At 63.6% G+C, this 17,926-nt stretch carries 16 protein-coding genes; 7 read left to right on the top strand and 9 right to left on the bottom strand.

What is annotated here, in order from left to right:
- The first annotated feature begins 84 nt into the window (after positions 1–84).
- From ligA to ACRYLO_RS04170, 3 genes are all read left to right on the top strand, one after another.
- Entirely contained in the window at positions 85–2,220 is a 2,136-nt protein-coding gene (gene ligA / locus ACRYLO_RS04180) for an NAD-dependent DNA ligase LigA (RefSeq protein WP_482661667.1), read from the top strand.
- Positions 2,221–2,354: 134 nt separating this feature from the next.
- The gene (locus ACRYLO_RS04175; RefSeq protein ID WP_482659010.1) at positions 2,355–4,907 is read left to right on the top strand and encodes a TonB-dependent receptor; all 2,553 of its coding nucleotides are present in this window, start codon (positions 2,355–2,357) and stop codon (positions 4,905–4,907) included.
- Between the two features lie 108 nt (positions 4,908–5,015).
- Positions 5,016–5,606 carry a hypothetical protein gene (locus ACRYLO_RS04170; protein WP_482659009.1) on the top strand — a complete coding sequence of 197 codons (591 nt, stop codon included), beginning with the start codon at positions 5,016–5,018 and terminating at the stop codon, positions 5,604–5,606.
- On the opposite strand, the gene ACRYLO_RS04165 is transcribed toward ACRYLO_RS04170, so the two are convergent.
- The 4 genes from ACRYLO_RS04165 to ACRYLO_RS04150 all read right to left on the bottom strand — a co-directional run bounded on the left by ACRYLO_RS04165 (position 5,603) and on the right by ACRYLO_RS04150 (position 7,151).
- A complete protein-coding gene (locus tag ACRYLO_RS04165) occupies positions 5,603–5,752 on the bottom strand; it encodes a hypothetical protein (RefSeq protein ID WP_482659008.1) in 150 nt (49 codons plus the stop codon). The two genes, ACRYLO_RS04170 and ACRYLO_RS04165, sit on opposite strands and share 4 nt — an antisense overlap.
- Positions 5,749–5,949, bottom strand: coding sequence for a hypothetical protein (locus ACRYLO_RS04160; protein ID WP_482659007.1), 201 nt, complete (start codon positions 5,947–5,949; stop codon positions 5,749–5,751). Before ACRYLO_RS04160 ends, ACRYLO_RS04165 begins: the two co-directional genes overlap by 4 nt.
- A gap of 61 nt (positions 5,950–6,010) precedes the next feature.
- Positions 6,011–6,223: a cold-shock protein gene (locus tag ACRYLO_RS04155; RefSeq protein WP_066658172.1), complete on the bottom strand. Its 213-nt coding sequence runs from the start codon at positions 6,221–6,223 to the stop codon at positions 6,011–6,013.
- A gap of 469 nt (positions 6,224–6,692) precedes the next feature.
- Complete coding sequence (locus tag ACRYLO_RS04150; protein ID WP_482659006.1) at positions 6,693–7,151, bottom strand: hypothetical protein; 459 nt, start codon at positions 7,149–7,151, stop codon at positions 6,693–6,695.
- 119 nt (positions 7,152–7,270) lie between these two features.
- Between ACRYLO_RS04150 and ACRYLO_RS04145 the strand changes: the two genes are divergently transcribed.
- Positions 7,271–7,783, top strand: a complete 513-nt coding sequence (locus ACRYLO_RS04145) for a DUF421 domain-containing protein (protein WP_482659005.1) — start codon at positions 7,271–7,273, stop codon at positions 7,781–7,783.
- A 9-nt stretch (positions 7,784–7,792) separates the two neighbouring features.
- Here the strand turns inward: ACRYLO_RS04145 and ACRYLO_RS04140 are convergent, their stop codons facing one another.
- Positions 7,793–8,188, bottom strand: coding sequence for a cupin domain-containing protein (locus ACRYLO_RS04140; RefSeq protein ID WP_482659004.1), 396 nt, complete (start codon positions 8,186–8,188; stop codon positions 7,793–7,795).
- Between the two features lie 122 nt (positions 8,189–8,310).
- Between ACRYLO_RS04140 and ACRYLO_RS04135 the strand changes: the two genes are divergently transcribed.
- Genes ACRYLO_RS04135 through ACRYLO_RS04125 form a run of 3 tightly spaced genes read left to right on the top strand, consistent with a single transcriptional unit; the run spans position 8,311 to position 10,770 of the window.
- Positions 8,311–9,753, top strand: coding sequence for an SIR2 family protein (locus ACRYLO_RS04135; RefSeq protein WP_482659003.1), 1,443 nt, complete (start codon positions 8,311–8,313; stop codon positions 9,751–9,753).
- 9 nt (positions 9,754–9,762) lie between these two features.
- Positions 9,763–10,209 carry a TIR domain-containing protein gene (locus ACRYLO_RS04130; protein WP_482659002.1) on the top strand — a complete coding sequence of 149 codons (447 nt, stop codon included), beginning with the start codon at positions 9,763–9,765 and terminating at the stop codon, positions 10,207–10,209.
- Positions 10,210–10,770, top strand: coding sequence for a toll/interleukin-1 receptor domain-containing protein (locus tag ACRYLO_RS04125; RefSeq protein ID WP_482659001.1), 561 nt, complete (start codon positions 10,210–10,212; stop codon positions 10,768–10,770).
- Here the strand turns inward: ACRYLO_RS04125 and uvrA are convergent.
- The 4 genes from uvrA to ACRYLO_RS04105 all read right to left on the bottom strand — a co-directional run bounded on the left by uvrA (position 10,767) and on the right by ACRYLO_RS04105 (position 17,680).
- Positions 10,767–13,739: an excinuclease ABC subunit UvrA gene (uvrA, locus tag ACRYLO_RS04120; RefSeq protein WP_482659000.1), complete on the bottom strand. Its 2,973-nt coding sequence runs from the start codon at positions 13,737–13,739 to the stop codon at positions 10,767–10,769. The genes ACRYLO_RS04125 and uvrA overlap by 4 nt on opposite strands.
- Before the next feature lie 79 nt (positions 13,740–13,818).
- The gene (locus ACRYLO_RS04115) at positions 13,819–16,476 is read right to left on the bottom strand and encodes a DUF2610 domain-containing protein (protein WP_482658999.1); all 2,658 of its coding nucleotides are present in this window, start codon (positions 16,474–16,476) and stop codon (positions 13,819–13,821) included.
- A complete protein-coding gene (locus ACRYLO_RS04110; RefSeq protein ID WP_482658998.1) occupies positions 16,458–17,033 on the bottom strand; it encodes a hypothetical protein in 576 nt (191 codons plus the stop codon). Before ACRYLO_RS04110 ends, ACRYLO_RS04115 begins: the two co-directional genes overlap by 19 nt.
- Positions 17,030–17,680, bottom strand: a complete 651-nt coding sequence (locus ACRYLO_RS04105; protein ID WP_482658997.1) for a hypothetical protein — start codon at positions 17,678–17,680, stop codon at positions 17,030–17,032. The genes ACRYLO_RS04110 and ACRYLO_RS04105 overlap by 4 nt, the downstream gene beginning before the upstream one ends.
- Positions 17,681–17,926: the final 246 nt, after the last annotated feature.

The following is a 17,926-nucleotide window of genomic DNA, read 5'->3' as shown; positions in this document are numbered from 1 at the left end:
CGGCAGTAACCAAATCCGGGACAGCCGGACACGCGACACGACGAATGGGGCTTTCAATGCGCCAGCCAACCCGGCTAGCGAAGCCTGATGGACACCCTCCCCGCTACCGAGACTGACGCCGCCGCCGAACTGGAGCGGCTCGCCGCCGAGATCGCGCGCCACAACGCGCTGTATCATACCGAGGATTCGCCCGAGATCAGCGACGCCGCCTATGACGCGCTGGTCCGGCGCAATGCCGCGATCGAGGCGGCGTTCCCGCGGCTGGTGCGGGCGGATTCGCCGTCGCGGCTGGTCGGTGCGGCGCCGGCCGGGCATCTCGCCAAGGTGCCGCATGCGCGGGCGATGATGAGCCTCGACAATGCGTTCAGCGACGAGGATGTGATCGAGTTCGTGTTGCGCGTGCGGCGGTTCCTGTCGCTGGGCGAAGGCGACCGCGTTGCCCTGACCGCCGAGCCCAAGATCGACGGGCTGTCCTGCTCGCTACGCTATGAGGGGCGTCGGCTGGTGCTGGCGGCGACGCGCGGCGATGGGCAGGTGGGTGAGAATGTCACCGCCAATGCGCTGACGATATCCGACATCCCGACCGAATTGCCCGCCGATGCCCCGGATGTGTTCGAGGTGCGGGGCGAGGTCTATATGGCCAAGGACGACTTTCTGACGCTCAACGCGCGGCTGCTCGCCGAGGCGGAGGAGATTGGCAAGGAAGCGCGCCAGTTCGCTAATCCGCGCAACGCAGCCGCCGGGTCGCTGCGACAAAAGGATGCGAGCGTCACCGCTGCGCGGCCGCTGCGATTCCTGGCGCATGGCTGGGGCGAGATCAGCGCGCTGCCGGGCGAGAGCCAGTTTGCGGTGATGAAGGCGATCGAAGCCTGGGGCTTTCCGGTCCATCCGCTGTTCGTCGCATGCGCGCAGGTCGAACCCGCACTGGCGCAGTATCGCAAGATCGAAAGGCTGCGCGCGGACCTGCCGTTCGACATTGACGGGGTGGTGTACAAGGTAGACCGGATCGACTGGCAGGAGCGGCTGGGCAGTGTCGGGCGGGCACCGCGCTGGGCGATCGCGCATAAATTCCCGGCGGAGCGCGCCGAGACGACGCTGCGCGACATCGACATTCAGGTCGGGCGCACCGGCAAGCTGACCCCGGTGGCGCGGCTGGAGCCGGTGACGGTGGGTGGCGTGGTCGTGACAAATGCGACGCTGCACAATGCCGACGAGATCGCGCGGCTGGGCGTGCGCCCTGGCGACCGGGTGGTGTTGCAGCGCGCGGGCGATGTGATCCCGCAGATTGTCGAAAATCTGACGCGCGACGTCGATCGGCCGGCGTTCGTCTTTCCCACCCATTGCCCGATCTGTCAGTCGGAGGCGACGCGAGAGGAGGGTGAGGTCGATGTGCGCTGCACCGGCGGGCTGATCTGCCCGGCGCAGCGGCTCGAGCGACTCAAGCACTTTGTCAGCCGCGGCGCGCTCGACATCGAGGGGCTGGGCGAGAAGACGATCGTCGAGTTTCTGGAGCTGGGCTGGATCGCCGAGCCGGCCGACATCTTCCGCTTGAGCCAGCATCGCGACGCGCTGCTGCTGCGCGAGGGGTGGAAGGAGAAGTCGGTCGACAACCTGCTTGCCGCGATTGAGGCCAAGCGGGAGCCGGATGCGGCGCGACTGCTGTTCGGCCTTGGCATCCGGCACGTCGGCGCGATCACCGCGCGCGATCTGATGAAACGGCTCGCCACCCTCCCCGCCCTGGCCGCACTGGCGGACGAGATCATCGCCCTGCGCGCGTCGATCACCCCGGCGATCGGGGAGCCTGAAGCCAGGTTCAATGCGCGGCGCGACAAGGCGATCGCCGAGCATATCGGCATCGAGAATGTCGGCGCGGCGGTCGGCCATGCGCTGGCGGACTTTTTCCACGAGCCGCACAATCGCGCGGTATGGGACGATCTGCTCGCCGAGATCGCCCCGCCCCCGTTCATCGTCGAAGCACGCGACTCGGAGGTGTCCGGCAAGACCGTGGTGTTCACCGGATCGCTCGAAACGCTGAGTCGCGACGAGGCGAAGGCGCAGGCAGAGTCGTTGGGAGCGCGCGTGTCGGGATCGGTGTCGGCCAAAACCGACCTGATCGTCGCCGGTCCGGGCGCCGGATCGAAGCTCAAAAAGGCCGCAGAGCTTGGGATTCGCGTGATCGACGAGGCGGCGTGGAACGCGATTGTGATAGCCGCGAGGTGATGCTTTTTTGCAACGCACAATTCGCTTGATACAGTTGTAACAATTCCGCAAAGAAGCATCCCCATGGGGCAACGCAAGACGGTGAACGACACCGCTCGCGTAGGCTTTGAACAGCCCATCCTAAGGGGACCATAATGCGAAACCATCTGCTGATCGGCGCGGCTGTTGCTGCGCTCGCTTTTCCTGCCGCGGCGCACGCGCAGTCGACCGGTTCGGTTGACTTTGACGAAGGCGAAATCGTCATCACCGGCTCGAGCGTCTCGACGGGCGTCGCCGGTGTCATCGTTCCTGATACGTCGAAGGCCAAGGCCGAGCTGAGTGCCGAGGCGATCCAGCAATCGGTCCCCGGCCAGTCGATCAACGAAGTGATCAACCGCCTGCCGGGCGTCAGCTTCCAGAACAACGATGCGTTCGGTTCGGCCGGCGGCACGATGACCATCCGCGGCTTCTCGTCGGATCGCATCAGCCAGACCGTCGACGGCATCCCGCTGAACGACTCGGGCAACTATGCGCTCTACTTCAGCCAGCAGCTCGACATCGAACTGATCGAGCGCGTCAGCGTCAACCTCGGCACCACCGACGTCGACAGCCCGACCGCGGCTGCGACGGGCTCGACCGTCAACTTCCGTACCCGCGTTCCGGGCGAGGATTTCGGCGTGAAGCTGGTCGGCTCGGCCGGCGAATATGGCTTCTTCCGCGTGTTCGGCATGGTCGACACGGGCAACCTGACCTCGTCGGGCCTGCGCGCGTTCATCTCGGCCAGCAACGTCACCAGCGGCGCGACCTTCTATCGCGAAGGCAAGATTGACCGTCAGCAGTATAACGCACGCCTGTACCAGCCGCTGGGCGACAATGGCGATTTCATCTCGGTCGCCGGCACCTATGACGTGAACCGCAAGAACTTCTTCGGTTCGGTCGCGCTGCGCAACGACGCCGGTCGCGTCACCCCCAACCGCTTCCCGCAGACCAAGGAAGAGCGCTTCTACTCGATCGCGCCTTGCTTGCTCGCGACGCCCCGCCCGGGTCTCGCCGACACGGCCAACAGCTGCGGTTCGGAATTCGATCGCCGCATCAACCCGTCGAACACCGGCAACATTCGCGGTGCATCGCGCTTCACCCTTGGTGAAAGCCTCGTCCTGTCGGTCGATCCGTCGTACCAGTATGTGAAGGCGAATGGCGGCGGCACCGCGACGGCGCGTGAAGGCACGTTCAACGCTGGCGGTACGCCGATCACCGGCTATATCGGCGGTTCGCCCTATTTCGGTCGCGACCTGAATGGCGACGGCGACATGCTCGACCAGGTTCGTGTGCTGGCTCCCAGCCAGACCCAGACCCATCGCATCGGCGTGATCGCCTCGCTGCGCTGGACCCTGGACGATGCGAACACGCTGCGTCTTGCCTATTCGTATGACCGCGCACGTCACCGCCAGACCGGCGAGACCAATTTCCTGCAGGCCAATGGCGCGACCTGGGATCCGTTCCCCGTCAACGACCCGCTGGAAGACCGCAACGGTCGCGCGCTGCAAAAGCGTGATCGTCTGTCGTTCGCGATCCTGCACCAGATCGCTGGTGAATATCGCGGTGAGTTCGGCAACCTGACCGTCAATGCGGGCGTCCGCTTGCCGTTCATGCGTCGCAACCTGACCAACTATTGCGCGACCTCGTCGGCATCGGGCTTCGTTGAGTGCTTCAACGGCGACTCGGCGGCGCAGGCGGCATGGCTGGCGGCCAACCCGACCCAGACCGTTCCGGGCGTCGGCACCTTCGCGACCTCGGCTCCGCAGCAGCGCATCTTCAACTACAAGAAGGCGCTGCCGAACATCGGCCTGGTCTATGACCTGACCTCGAACTTCTCGGCCTTCGGCAACTTCTCGCAGGGCCTGCAGGCACCGGGTACCGACAATCTGTACAACAGCTTCTACTTCCCGGTGACCGCCGCACAGGCGCAGCCGCGGCCGGAGAAGACGGACAATTTCGACGTCGGTCTGCGTTACCGCTCGTCGACGGTCCATGCCCAGGTTGTCGGCTGGTACACCAACTACACCGATCGTCTGGCTTCGGCCTATGATCCCGAGCTGGAGCGTACCGTCTATCGTAACCTTGGCCGCGTGAAGAAGTACGGCGTCGACGCCAACATCAGCTGGCAGCCGATTTCGGCCCTGAGCGTCTACGCCTTCGGTTCGCTGCTGGAATCGGAAATCCAGGACAATGTCGTTCTGGCGACCACCACGACGGGCACGCAGATCTTTGCGATGACCGCCGGCAAGCGCGAAGCGGGTGCCCCGACCTACACCCTCGGTGCCGGCTTCAACGCCGATATCGGCCCGGTGACGTTCGGTTCGAACGTGAAGCGCACCGGTTCGCGCTATGTGTTCGATGACAACAACCCGATCCGCACCGGCACCGGCCCGACGCCGGCGTCGATCCTGTATCCGGCGAAGACCCCGGCCTACACGCTGGTTGATTTCCACGCACGGGTGAAGCTGAACTGGGCCGGCCTCGGCGACGAGACCTACTTCCAGTTCAACCTGATGAACGCCTTCGACGAACTCTATGTCGGTGGCTTCTCGGGCAACCTGTCGAGCATCGCCGCGAACAGCTCGGGCACGATCTCTTCGTCGAGCGCTCCGTTCGTCCAGATCGGTTATCCGCGCACGTTCCTGGGTTCGCTGGTCGTCGGCTTCTAATCGACACCGCACGCTAACTGGAAACACCGCCGTCCCGGGCAACCGGGGCGGCGGTTTTCTTTTGGGTCGAGTGGGTTAAGCTGAACCCCACAAGCGGGGAAACTGAACATGACACCATTCGAGCTGGTGTTCGCGGTCTATGGGCTGTTGCTGGGGCTGGCGATTGCCGAGGTGCTGGGCGGCTTTGCCCGGGCGCTGAAGCTCAAGCGGGGCGGCAAGGCGGTGCGGGTCGGCTGGCTGACGCCGTTGCTGGGCATCGTCGTGATCCTCGACCTGACCTCATTCTGGCTGCTGGCCTGGGAGGCGCAGAGCCAGATCGTGGCGAATTACCTGACGCTGGTCAGCGTGCTGGCGATCGTCGGGATCTATTATCTGGCCGCTTCGCTGATCTTTCCGGATGACCCGGGGGACTGGCCGGATTTCGACCTGTGGTACGATCGGCAGAACCGGATGGTGATCGGCGGGTTGCTGGCGGCGAATGTCGGGAGCTGGATCGGGTCAATCGCGCTCGAGTTCGTGGTCGCGTCGCCGGAGGAGACATTTTCCGGCACCGGCGACGCCGTGGAGGTGCTGGCCTCGCTTGGCGTGCTGGTGCTGCTGCTGGTCCTGCTGCGGGTCAATGGGCGGCGGACCAATGCGGTCTTGCTGGCGACGGTCAGCCTGTTGCTGCTGACCGCAGGAATTGCCGAGCTGTTCTAGCCGATCACTTCGAGGACGGCGGCGCGGGCCACTGCGGCGGCGCGGAGGTCGTCGGCGGTGCGGCGGGCGAGGAAGGTAAGCGGCGGACGGGCCGACCGCGGATTATTGGTAACGGTCTGATACGTATTCGAAAAAATAGACTTCACTGAGTTTCCTGTCGGGGGATGATGTTCGCCTCACGCTCGGCGCGGGCGGTTTCGGTGCGCTGCTGGCGGTCGGCCATGGCAAGCCATGCGGCCTCGGCACGCAGGTTGCGGTCGCGGACATTGTCGAGCGTCGCCGCGTCGGCGTCGGCACGGCATTTGGCCGCATTGTCACGATAAGTCAGCGTCTGGGCAGCCATTAAGCGCTCCTTTTCTGCAAAGACGGCGGGCGGGACACGGATGCGCCCCGCCCGTCGCGGATCAGTCGGCGGCCTGCAGGTTCACGGCGGCCATCTTGCCGCGCTTGTCCTGCTCCAGCTCGTAGCTGACGCGCTGGTCCTGGTTCAGCGTCGCCATGCCGGCGCGCTCAACGGCCGAGATGTGAACGAACGCGTCGCCACCGCCGTTGTCGGGGGCGATGAAGCCATAGCCCTTGTCCGAATTGAAAAACTTGACGGTTCCGGTGATGCTCATTGGATACTTCCTTCAATTGTCGGCGCGCCCCGATCGGGCGGACCTCGAGCTGCGGAGGCAGGGAAAGAAGGAAGAAGGGGCCGCAAAGCACCGAAGACCGTCGATTTGCGACTGTAGCAGCGCCTATATGCGCCCTATCCCCCGAAATTACAAGGGCAGCCCCCGGCGGGGGGCGGCGGCGCTCCCCTGCCCCATAGCGCAACGGGTGTTCCCGGGAGACTGACACCTGTCCGACGATGCTGACAAAAATGGAGGGGTTTTGGGCGGAAGCGACGGGTTTCGGCCCGCGACGCGACCGGTTCGCGACGGCGACGCGACACCCACGCGACCGCGGCGCGACGGGGTTGTCAGGCAGGGGTGCGGGCGTTGGGAACGGCACAATGGATGGTCCTGTCGATTGCGAGAGGACCATCCAGCTATGCCGGCGGGGGACGTGTAGGAAAGCCCCCTGCCCGGCCGCTGCGTCGGATCAGTGGCGCAGGTCGGCGCGCGCGTCGCCATTGGCGAGCGCCGGGGCGAGCGCGGCGCGATCGGCGGCGGTCATTGGCGCATCCATATTCGGGCGGAAATGCTGGACCGCGCGGTCGTCTGCGCCCGGATGTGCGTCGCCCTCAAGATCCGGGGCGGAGTGACCCTCTGCGAGCACGTTGCTGCGGCGGGTGAAGAACAAAGCGGCGGCGGTCGCGGCACCGGCGGCGAGCGCCCCGGCAAGCGGGAAGGCGTTACGGCGCAGCGCGGCGAGCGCGGTGCTGGCGGCCCCGCCCTGTGCGGCGGTCGCCTTGCTGCGCGCGGGGGACTTGCGCGCGGCAGCCTTGCGCGGGGTGGCCTTTGCCGACGCGGTCCGCTTGGTCGGTGCGCGCTTGGTGGCGGCGCGCCCCGAGGCGTTGGTGGCGGGCTTGGCCTTGGGGGTCGTGGTGCGGGTTGCCATGATCGATCTCTCTGAAATTGCTGGGGGAATGGCGAGAGAACACGGCAACACGGGTGCGGGTTCCGGGTGCCACCGCGACGCGGCGCGGAACAAGCGCGCACGCGGCGACTTGATGGGGCATGTTCTTTGACACCGGATTTGGCCTGTTGCGGGTCATCGTCATCACGCTGTGCGCCTATGCGATCCTGATCGTTGTGCTGCGCGCGGCGGGGAAGCGGGCGCTGGCCAAGCTCAACGCGTTCGACCTGGTGGTGACGGTGGCGCTGGGGTCGACGCTGGCGACGGTGCTGCTGAGCAAGGACGTCGCGCTGGCCGAGGGCGCACTGGCGTTCGCGATGCTCGCCGGGCTGCAATATGCGGTGGCGCGAGCTTCCATCCGGTGGCGCTGGTTCCGCAATGCGGTGCGCGCCGAGCCGCGCCTGCTGGTCGAGGATGGCGTGGCGCGGCGCGACGCGATGGCGGCGGAGCGGGTGACGCGCGACGAAATCGACGCGGCGTTGCGACAGCAGGGCATCGGCCGGATCGCGGACGCCGCCGCCGTGGTGCTGGAAACCGATGGCAGTTTGAGCGTGATCCCGGCGAGCGCCGGGCGCGCGGCGGAGCTGGACGCGCTGGCGGGCGTGGCGCGATGAGCGCGCAGATCAGCGCGGGCGGTGGTCGGTGCCGGCGCCGGGGGTGATGAAGATGGCGGTGGCGGTGGTGCCGGGGGGCACGTCCGCCGTGTGCCACACGCCGGGCGGGTTGATCGCATAGTCGCCGGGGGTGAGGGTTTCGCGGGTGGTGGTGCCATCGAGCAGCTCCTGCACCAGCGTCATTTCCCCCGCAGTACAGATGACCAGCTCCGCGCCGTGCGGATGGACTTCCCACGCGGTCCAGCTTTCGGTGAAGCTGTACTGCATGACCAGCCGCCCCTCGATCCCGTCGGCGGCGTGGCGTTGTTCGTATCCGGCGTACCAGGCCATGCCGTCGAAGGGTGGTTCGACGGTTGCGGTGGCGTTGCGGCCGAGATGGGCGAATTGGGTTTCGAGGTGGGGCATGGAGCGGTTAGGTTAGAGAGTTAAGGCCTTCCACTTCTGTAAACCTTCGTCCAGAATGACACCAACAACATTTGCACTACTAGCCTTGTAGCTAGCTAATACCAATTTTTTTGGGGGGAGCGATGTCAGCGCGAAAAAGATTTCTGCGAGATTTTTCCCGCGCAATTGCTGACGAGTCTGCCGGCATATTTGTCGGTGCCGGCACTTCCATGGCCGCAGGCTACCCGTCGTGGAAGAAATTGCTGGAGGAAATTGCCGAAGAACTCGGCCTAGAGCTAGCCGATCAAGACGATCTCGCTGCCATCGCCCAGTGGGCAATTCGCGCTGACGGTCTAAACCGCGCGCGCGTCAACGCAACACTATTTGATCAAATAGGTCCAGATAGGACCATTCCACCGGCCTTGGAGGTCATCGCAAGGCTGCCCCTGAGGCACATTTGGACCACCAACTACGATCGATTGATCGAGCGGGCCTTGTCACAGATAGGGCGGCCTTATGATCTGAAGGCGACGCGAGCCCAGCTTTCAGTCAAGGGTGCCCAGCCAGGTAGCGTCAAGATATACAAAATGCATGGCACAATAGACGATACCAATGGCTTAGTTATATCAACGGACGATTATGAACTATACCGAGATAACCGCGGCCCATTTCTAAATCTGCTCGAAGCTGAAATGATGAGCCGAACATTTTTGTTTACCGGTGTCAGCCTGACAGATCCAAATATCAGGCACGTACTTTCGTCGATAAGACAGAGCTTTCCAAATAGCGCATCTCAACATTATCTTATTACGAAAACTCCAGACCGGAGCGACTTCGAAAACGACGACGCGTTCCAAGCTCGCACGGTGCGCCACCAGCATTGGGCATCCGATCTTGTTCGTTACGGTTTTAATGTTGTGGAGGTTCCAACTTACGGAGCGATAGATGAGCTTCTGCTCGAATTAGAAAGATATGTTTCGAGACATCGTATTTGGGTTTCTGGGAGCTTTCCCGAAGATGTATCAACACCCGCCTCTGATTTCGTTCGGAAGGTTGCCGCGTTAGTTGGAATGCAGGCTGCCGATAAAGGTTTCAGCTTAGTTTCGGGCTCAGGCCTTACAGTTGGGCCTGCTGCCCTCGGTGGCTTCTTGGACGGCTTGCAAAGGACGGGAGCATGGGACCTTGAGCGTCGACTGATCGTCAGACCGTTTCCTCAACCATCACCCAACTCCTCACCTGACCAAGCCCAGAAAGAGCGGCTCCGGCAGGAAATGGCGCGACTATCTGGCACGATGGTTGTAATCAGCGGACTCAAGAAAACATCGGGTGGTCCAGCAATCTCTGCCGACGGAGTCATGCGAGAATTTGAGATAGCTAAAGCGAAACAGAGCTTTATCATTCCAATTGGATCCACTGGCGGAGCGGCGACGACGATCGCCACGATGCTTAAGGGTTCGTCAGCGAAAGATAGCGGTCCAAACGCCACGCGACCTACAGACGATGAACTGGACAAGCTGTCTGATAATAGTGCGACACTCGATGATATTTCACGCGTAGTATCAGGGATCTTATCACGCCGAAAATAGGAGCGATGCATGGCGCGGCATGTTTTTTTTAGCTTTCATTACCAGCGCGATGTGTTTCGCGTTAATCAAATTCGTAGCATCACTAACGTTATCCCCGAATCAGCAGCAGGTTTTCGCGACGCCTCTCTTTGGGAAGAAACAAAGCGCAAAGGCGATGACGCCATCAAGCGAATGATAGATTCTGCACTCTATGGAACCTCCGTTACGGTGGTTTGCATCGGGGCGGCAACTGCCGGGCGGCGGTACATCAATTATGAAATCAGAGAGTCAATTGCGCGGGGAAACGGCATTTTAGGATTGCGTATAAATAACTTGGTTGGACACGATAGAATGCAGGACCCGCAAGGCGAGGTACCTAATCTTCTTACTCAAATTAACGCTCCGATTTATCTCTATACCGGACATAATGATCTATCCGGCTGGATTGAACGCGCAGCAATTATGGCGGGTCGTTAAATGCTACTTACTATTGATGAAGCTCGCCAGGCGGGCAGGCTAGAATCTGTTCGCCTTAACAAATCCGCTACTGCTTCATTGAACGAAAGCGCCAGAACTGCGCTGACGTCATTCGACATATTCCTATCGCACTCTCGGATGGACGCAGAGATTATCTTAGGGATTAAAAGGACGCTCGAGCGCCTGGGGAAGTCCGTTTATGTTGACTGGATCGACGACCCCCAGTTAGATAGATCAAACGTCACAGCGGCTACCGCTGAAAAGCTACGAGTAAGAATGCGTCAATGCAAATCACTCTTTTATGCCCATTCTGGAAATGCAAGCAAGTCTCGCTGGATGCCTTGGGAGTTGGGTTATTTCGATGGAAATAACGGTAATGTTGCCATATTACCTTTAGCAGAGCGCTATAACATTACCACATATTATGGAGAAGAGTTTTTAGGGCTTTATCCATACGTGGATTTCACCGGTGGAACCATATATATTCACAAAACCGCAAGCACCTTCAGGTCGTTTGAAAACTGGCGTCAACATTCAGACAAGCTGAGGCCGACCATTTAACTAGCCGCCACCTCAGCCCGCTCCTTGACCCCACCCCGCTCCAACAACGGCGCAAGATACTTCCCCGTATAACTCCGCGGCTCCTTCGCCACGGCCTCTGGCGTACCCTCGGCGACGATCTCGCCGCCCTTGACGCCGCCTTCGGGGCCCAAGTCGAGGATCCAGTCGGCGGTCTTGATGACATCCAGATTGTGTTCGATCACCACCACGGTGTTGCCCTGTTCGACCAGCGCGTGGAGCACCTCCAGCAGCTTGCGGACGTCTTCGAAATGCAGGCCGGTGGTGGGTTCGTCGAGGATGTAGAGCGTCTGGCCGGTGGCGCGGCGGCTGAGTTCCTTGGCGAGTTTGACGCGCTGGGCTTCGCCGCCCGACAGGGTCGTGGCCTGTTGGCCGACCTTGACGTAGCCGAGGCCGACTTCGGCGAGCATTGCCATCTTGTCGCGGATCGGGGGGACGGCCTTGAAGAATTCGACCGCGTCCTCGACCGTCATGTCGAGCACGTCGGCGATGCTGCGGCCCTTGAACTTCACCTCCAGCGTTTCGCGGTTGTAGCGCTGGCCGTGGCACACGTCGCAGGTGACGTAGACGTCGGGGAGGAAGTGCATTTCGATCTTGAGCAGGCCGTCGCCGGTGCAGGCCTCACACCGCCCGCCCTTGACGTTGAAGCTGAACCGGCCGGGCTTGTAGCCGCGCGCCTGTGCCTCGGGCAGCCCGGCGAACCAGTCGCGGATGTTGGTGAAGGCGCCGGTATAGGTCGCGGGGTTGGAGCGCGGGGTGCGGCCGATCGGCGACTGATCGATGTCGATCACCTTGTCGAGATGGTCGAGGCCGGTGATCTTGTCATGCTTGCCCGCGAGCACGCGCGCGCCGTTGAGGTGGCGCGCGGCGGCGGCGTAGAGCGTGTCGATGGTGAAGCTCGACTTGCCCGAGCCGGACACGCCGGTGATGCAGGTGAAGGTGCCGAGCGGGATCGACGCGGTGACGCCGGTGAGGTTGTTGGCGGTGGCGTTGTGGACGGTCAGCTTCTTGCCATTGCCCTTGCGCCGCTTTTTGGGGAGCGGGACTTCGCGGCGGCCGGCGAGATAGTCGGCGGTGATCGAGTTTTCGGACGCGAGCACTTCGTCGAAGGTGCCCTGTGCCACGACCTCGCCCCCATGGACGCCGGCGCCCGGACCCATGTCGATGACGTAGTCGGCGCTGCGGATCGCGTCCTCGTCATGTTCGACCACGAGCACGGTGTTGCCGAGATCGCGCAAGCGGCGCAGCGTGACGAGGAGCATGTCGTTGTCGCGCTGATGCAGGCCGATGCTGGGTTCGTCGAGGACGTAGAGGACCCCGGACAGGCCGCTGCCGATTTGCGAGGCGAGGCGGATGCGCTGGCTCTCCCCGCCCGACAGCGTGCCGCTGGTGCGATCGAGGTTGAGGTAGTCGAGGCCGACATTGTTTAGGAAGCCGAGGCGTTCGTCGATTTCCTTGAGGATCGCGCGGGCGATTTCGCGTTGCTGGCCGGTGAGCGCGTCGGGGAGCGTCTGAAAGAACGGCACCGCGTCGGCGACCGACAGGCGGGTGACGCTGGAGATGTCGCGCATGGCGATCTTGACCGCCAGCGCCTCGGGCTTGAGGCGGGCGCCGTGGCAGGTTTCGCAGGCGTGGGCGGCCTGGTACTTGGACAGCTCCTCGCGCATCCAGGCGCTTTCGGTCTGGAGCATGCGGCGGTTGAGGTTGCCGATGACGCCCTCGAACGGCTTCTTCACGTCGTAGCTTTTGCGGCCATCGATGAAGGTGAGCGTGACCGGACGCCCGCCGGTGCCGTGGAGGATGATCAGCTGGACTTCGCCGGGCAGGTCCTTCCACGGGGTGTCGAGGGAGAAGCCGAATTCGCGCGCGAGGCTGCCGAGGACCTGCATGTAATAGGGCGATGGCGGGTTGGACTTGGCCCAGGGGACGACGGCGCCCTTCTTGATGCTGAGGTCGTGGTTGGGGACGACGAGGTCTTCGTCGAACACCAGCTTTTCGCCAAGGCCGTCGCAGGCCGGGCATGCGCCCTGCGGGGCGTTGAAGGAGAACAGGCGCGGCTCGATTTCGGCGATGGTGAAGCCGCTGACCGGACAGGCGAAGCGTTCGGAGAAGACGATGCGGTTGTCGGGGATGCCGGTGTTTTTCATGCCCTTCGCCGGGGCGACGGGTTCAGCGGCGAACTTCTGCGGCGCTTCCTTGACACGGCCTCCGACCAGTTCCCCAACCGTCGTATCCACCAGATCGACATAGGCGAGGCCGTCCGCCAATTTCAGCGCGGTCTCGAAGCTCTCGGCCAGCCGCGTGGCGATGTCGTCGCGGACGACGAGGCGGTCGACGACGACTTCGATGTCGTGCTTGTACTTCTTGTCGAGCGCGGGGGCTTCTTCGATCAGATAGGTTTCGCCGTCGATGCGGACGCGCTGGAAGCCGGCGCGCTGCCATTCGGCGAGTTCCTTGCGATACTCGCCCTTGCGGCCGCGCACGACCGGGGCGAGCAGCAGCAGGCGGGTGCCTTCGGGAAGCGCGAGGACGCGGTCGACCATCTGGCTGACGGTCTGCGCCGCGATCGGCAGGCCGGTCGCGGGGCTGTAGGGAATGCCGACGCGCGCCCACAGCAGGCGCATATAATCGTAGATCTCGGTCACCGTCGCGACGGTCGAGCGCGGGTTGCGGCTGGTCGTCTTCTGCTCGATGCTGATCGCGGGAGACAGGCCGTCGATATGCTCGACATCGGGCTTCTGCATCATCTCAAGGAACTGGCGCGCATAGGCGCTGAGCGATTCCACGTAACGCCGTTGCCCCTCGGCATAGATGGTGTCGAAGGCGAGCGAGGATTTGCCTGAGCCCGACAGGCCGGTGATGACCGTCAGCGTGTCGCGCGGAATGTCGATGTCCACGCCCTTGAGGTTATGCTCGCGCGCGCCGCGGACCGAGATATGCGTAAGTGCCATGCGGTGAGTTCTAGCTTTGTTCTGGAGGGGAAGCTAGACCCCAGATAGGGCGGTGCGCGCCGTGTTGCGAGGGGGGTAGTCAGGTCTTGGTCGGCGTTTCGGCCGGCTGTGCCTGAGGGCGGGGCACGTCGACCATATTGTATTCCTTGGTCATGCGCGCGCGCAGCTCGGCGCTGGGTTCGCCCTTCCCGGCCGCAAGCACCGAGCCGTAATCGGCCGGCATGAAGTCACACTGGCTGCGCATCCGGCCGCGCAGCTGCTGCAAGCTACGCAGTGTCATTTGCAGATACGTGAATATCCGGTCCCCGTAGACATTCTTGCCCTGGAGCAGGATGACCACCTTTTCGTCGAGCAACGCCGGGTCGAGGCCCTCCGGGACCGACGTGTCAGCCGCGCCCGCGATACATGCCGTGTCGGGTGCCCCGATCTTGAGCCCTGCGGCGGTGGCTGCCTGTTCTTCGCCGAGCGCTGTGCTTCCGCGCTCGCCAAGCGCATAGGCCACGAGTTCACGATAGCTGACCTTATTGTCCTTGGCGATCCGGTAGAGCTTCGTAAATGAAGACTTCACGTCCTGCCCCGCCGCACAACCGCGCTCGCGTTCCACCCAGGCGAATTGCGCCGCCACCATGTCCTCAGCCTGCGGCCAGTCGAACAGGAACAGCTTGAACAGCACGACGCGCCGTCCGCCGCCTGGAATCTCGCAGGAAATGGGAACGACCACGGTCGTATAGGAGGTCTTTTCCTGCTTGCGCGGGCCGAAGGCCGACCGGAATTCCGCGACCGACAGATTCTCGGCAACCTTGTCGCCCTCATCCACGGCGTCGCGCAGCCGGATCGCCGCCTCATAATAATAGACCGGCCACAATTTTGGATCGATCGTCTTGAAATTCGCCGCGACCACATCTGCCAGCAGCGCCCGACCCGCACGGTCGCCGTCCGCCAGCAAGGTGCGTCCCAGCGAAACCTTGGCAGCGAGCGAGCCATAGGCGGTCGCGCTCCTCAGAATGCGCACCCCGGCCGCGCGATCCTGCGCAACCCCCTTCCCGGCCACCAGCCGGTCAGCATAGCGCCCCATTGCATCGAGATCGCCGAGATCGGACGCCGCGCGTTCGAATTGGGCGGCGAGTTGCTCCGCCTTTTCGGCGCTGATTTCGCCAAAGCCCTTTCGCTCCAGGGCGCGCTCGGCCAATTCGACCGCAGCAGTCGAGTGGCCGAGCTGTACCGCGCGCTTCAGCCACTTGTTTGCTTCGACCTCGTCTGCCGCGATCGTGCCGCGGCCATAGCGGTAAATGACCGACAGCTCATACGCGCCAACCGCTTCGTCGAGCGTGTCGGCGAGCTTGAAATAAGCGACGGCCTTGTGCGGATCAAAATAGGTTTGTTCGGCGCTGTCCCCATACAGCCAGCCGAGATTGGCGTATCCAAGCCCCAGGCGCGCGGCACCAGCCTTCTCAAACAATTCGATGGCCTTGCCGATATCCCTTGGCATGCCGCCGGCGCCATCGCGATAGAGCGTACCGAGATTGTTCCACGCAACCGGCACATTCCGTTCCGCCGCTGCGGTCCAGATGCGCGCCGCCTCCTTCAGATTGGGCGGTCCGATCTTTCCTTCTGCATAGATAAAGCCGAGCGTGTTGGCGGCGCGGATTTCGCCGCCGAGCAATGCCTTTTGCAGCCAGTTGGCGGCGAGTTCCCAATCCTCCGGCAGCACTTCGCCGGGTTTCACGCGCAGACCAAGGGTATAGGCGAGTCCCAACATGAACTGCGCCGTGGCATCGCCTTTTTCGGCCCGGGCGCGCGTGCCTGGCAGGCCGTATTTCGTGACATAGTCGCGCAAGTGCGATCCGACCGCCGCGTTCCGGATGTCGGTGCCGAGGCGTTCTGGAGCGATTGCGGCGGCGTCGACCTGCGGGACGACGCCGGGCTGACCGCTGCTGGCCATACCGACGCCTTCCGCAACCTGCGGCCTGAGCGAAATCTGGCTGGTTTCGGAGTAATAGGATTGCAGCTTGTTGTTCGAGCCGAGTTCGGCGGCGACCGCGCTGAGCCTAGCATGCCGCTTGAGGCTTTCGCCCAACGCCGCGCTGAACGCGCCGTTATCGGGGGCGGCGCGGCCAGGTTGCGCCGCGAAGAGGGTGGCGATCTTGGCGGGAATGGTCGATGCAGCAGGAAATTGCGCAGGGCTTCCCGTCAGCCGGTCCGACTGCGTTCGGCACGCGTCGATCAGGAACACCACCTGATCCGCCGCCGCGCCCAGCTTTTGCCGCAGCATGGCGAGCCGCACCGCTTCTGCCTCCAGTGTTTCGGTCGCCAGGGTCGCCTTTGGCTCGAACCCGAAATCGCGGGGCAGCAAATACATGTCATTGTCGAGCCCGGGCACGCCGAGACCATGGCCGGAAAAATAGACGACCACCGTGACAAAGGCGCCGCGCCGACGTGCGGCGGCGGCCTGATTGGCCAGCTTGTCGACCGCTGCAAGGATCTGCCCGCGATCGGCATCCAGCAGGGGCGGTTCGCCGTTGCCGGCGAAGAGAATGGCCCGCAATGCGGCATTTATGTTCAGCGCGTCGGCGCGGGTCTGCGACAATTGCGCGCCTTCGCGGTAATCCTGAATGCCGATGACGAGTGAGAGGCGCGCCTCTTCCCGTGCCTGAGCATCGGCTGACGGCGCGCAGGCCAGCCATAGCGCCAGGGCGACCCATGCGACCAGCCGCGCCATCATCTGGCCCACACGCACAGCAGATCGGCAGAAAAGCGGCCGACATTGTCGATCCGCACGCGATCAGGGGTGCCTGACTGTGTGGCCGCAACCAGCAAGGCGATGTTGGGCGAAGCGGTCGCATCGGCCATGGCGTTACGAGTGCACAATAGCGGGCTACGGCCATCCCCGGCGATCACGACGCTGCGCCCGTTAGGAATTGCCAGCTCGACCGCCCGCCCGGCCCGCACCACCAGGCGCACACCATCGAGCTGACCCGGCGCCGCGGCAAGATCGTTCAGCATCGCATCCACATCCGCGACCAGCGCCTCGTCGGGCGTGCCGGCGGCATGAATACGCGCTTCGCTGCGCAATGCGGCAACGACCGGGCGCGCGTCGCCCAATGCCCCGGCGGGACCTGACGTCGAGCCGGCAATGTCCTCTCGCGCCGCCGATGCGATCAAATTGACCTCACCGAGCTGGCCGGCGATCTTTGCCGCGGCGAGCATCACCACCGGATCGCGGGCAACCCGCCCGCGCTCGGCACTGCGACAGGCCAGATGATATAGCTCGACCGGGGAGAGCGGCGTGGTCATCTCGACGCGCCGATGGGAGTGGCGGAATAGGCGAAGATCGCATCGGCCCCAAAGGTATTCCTGACTGTCGCAACAAGCCGTTTTCCCCTGGGCTCAAGAACGACGTCCCAAGGCAGTGCAACGGCATGGCTGGTCGATGGTGAGCCCGATGTGCCGGCGAGACGAGCACCGTTGATCTGCACCAGGCAGCCCGCGCGCGCCTGCTGAGCCAGCCGAAGCACCTGTTCCGGGCCGGGCCGTCGCATCCACGCCCTGAACCGGATCCGCCCCTTATTCTGTGGCAGCGGCAGCGCGCGCTCCTCCCCGGCGGCGAGCTGCATGGCATCATCTCGCCAGACGGTGTCGCTCTTGGCCGACGCCACACTCGCCCGCCCGATTGCCTTTGCCATCTCGCCCCCGACCGTCTCGATCCGTGCGCGATCAATCCAAAGCTGGGCCGCGACATCGCCGCGCTGCCGCGCCACCCGCGCGGCGGCCAGCAACAACAGCGGATCGCGCGCGTCGAGGCCGCAGTCCGCCAGCCCTTCGGCCAGAAAATCCGGCTGAGCGAGACGGGTGTCGCGTTGCGCACGCGCGCCGGTCACGCCGAACAACGGCAAACAGGCAGCGACGGAGATCAGAGCGCGACGCGTGACAGGCTCGTGCATACGGCCTCGGCATGTGACTAACAGGCGCAGAATAGCCGTGTCGGTCGCACCGACAAGGTCGAATTTCTGACACTTTGGGTGATGCGCGGCGGGGCGTTCTAGCTTTGCTCTGAAAAGCGGGGACTAGTGGGACGATTGAGGACACGGCGCGGCCGTGTTGGGCGATGCAGGTCGGCTGGCCGGGGGAACATATTGGCGGAGTATCTCCTCTGACCGTCGGGGGGATGGGGTTCGTTGCGCCCCCCC

It is taken from the genome of Sphingomonas sp. SDUR79 (genome assembly GCF_056821745.1).
The sequence above is the reverse complement of the archived record's forward strand: the minus strand, read 5'-3'. Positions and strand labels throughout refer to the sequence as shown.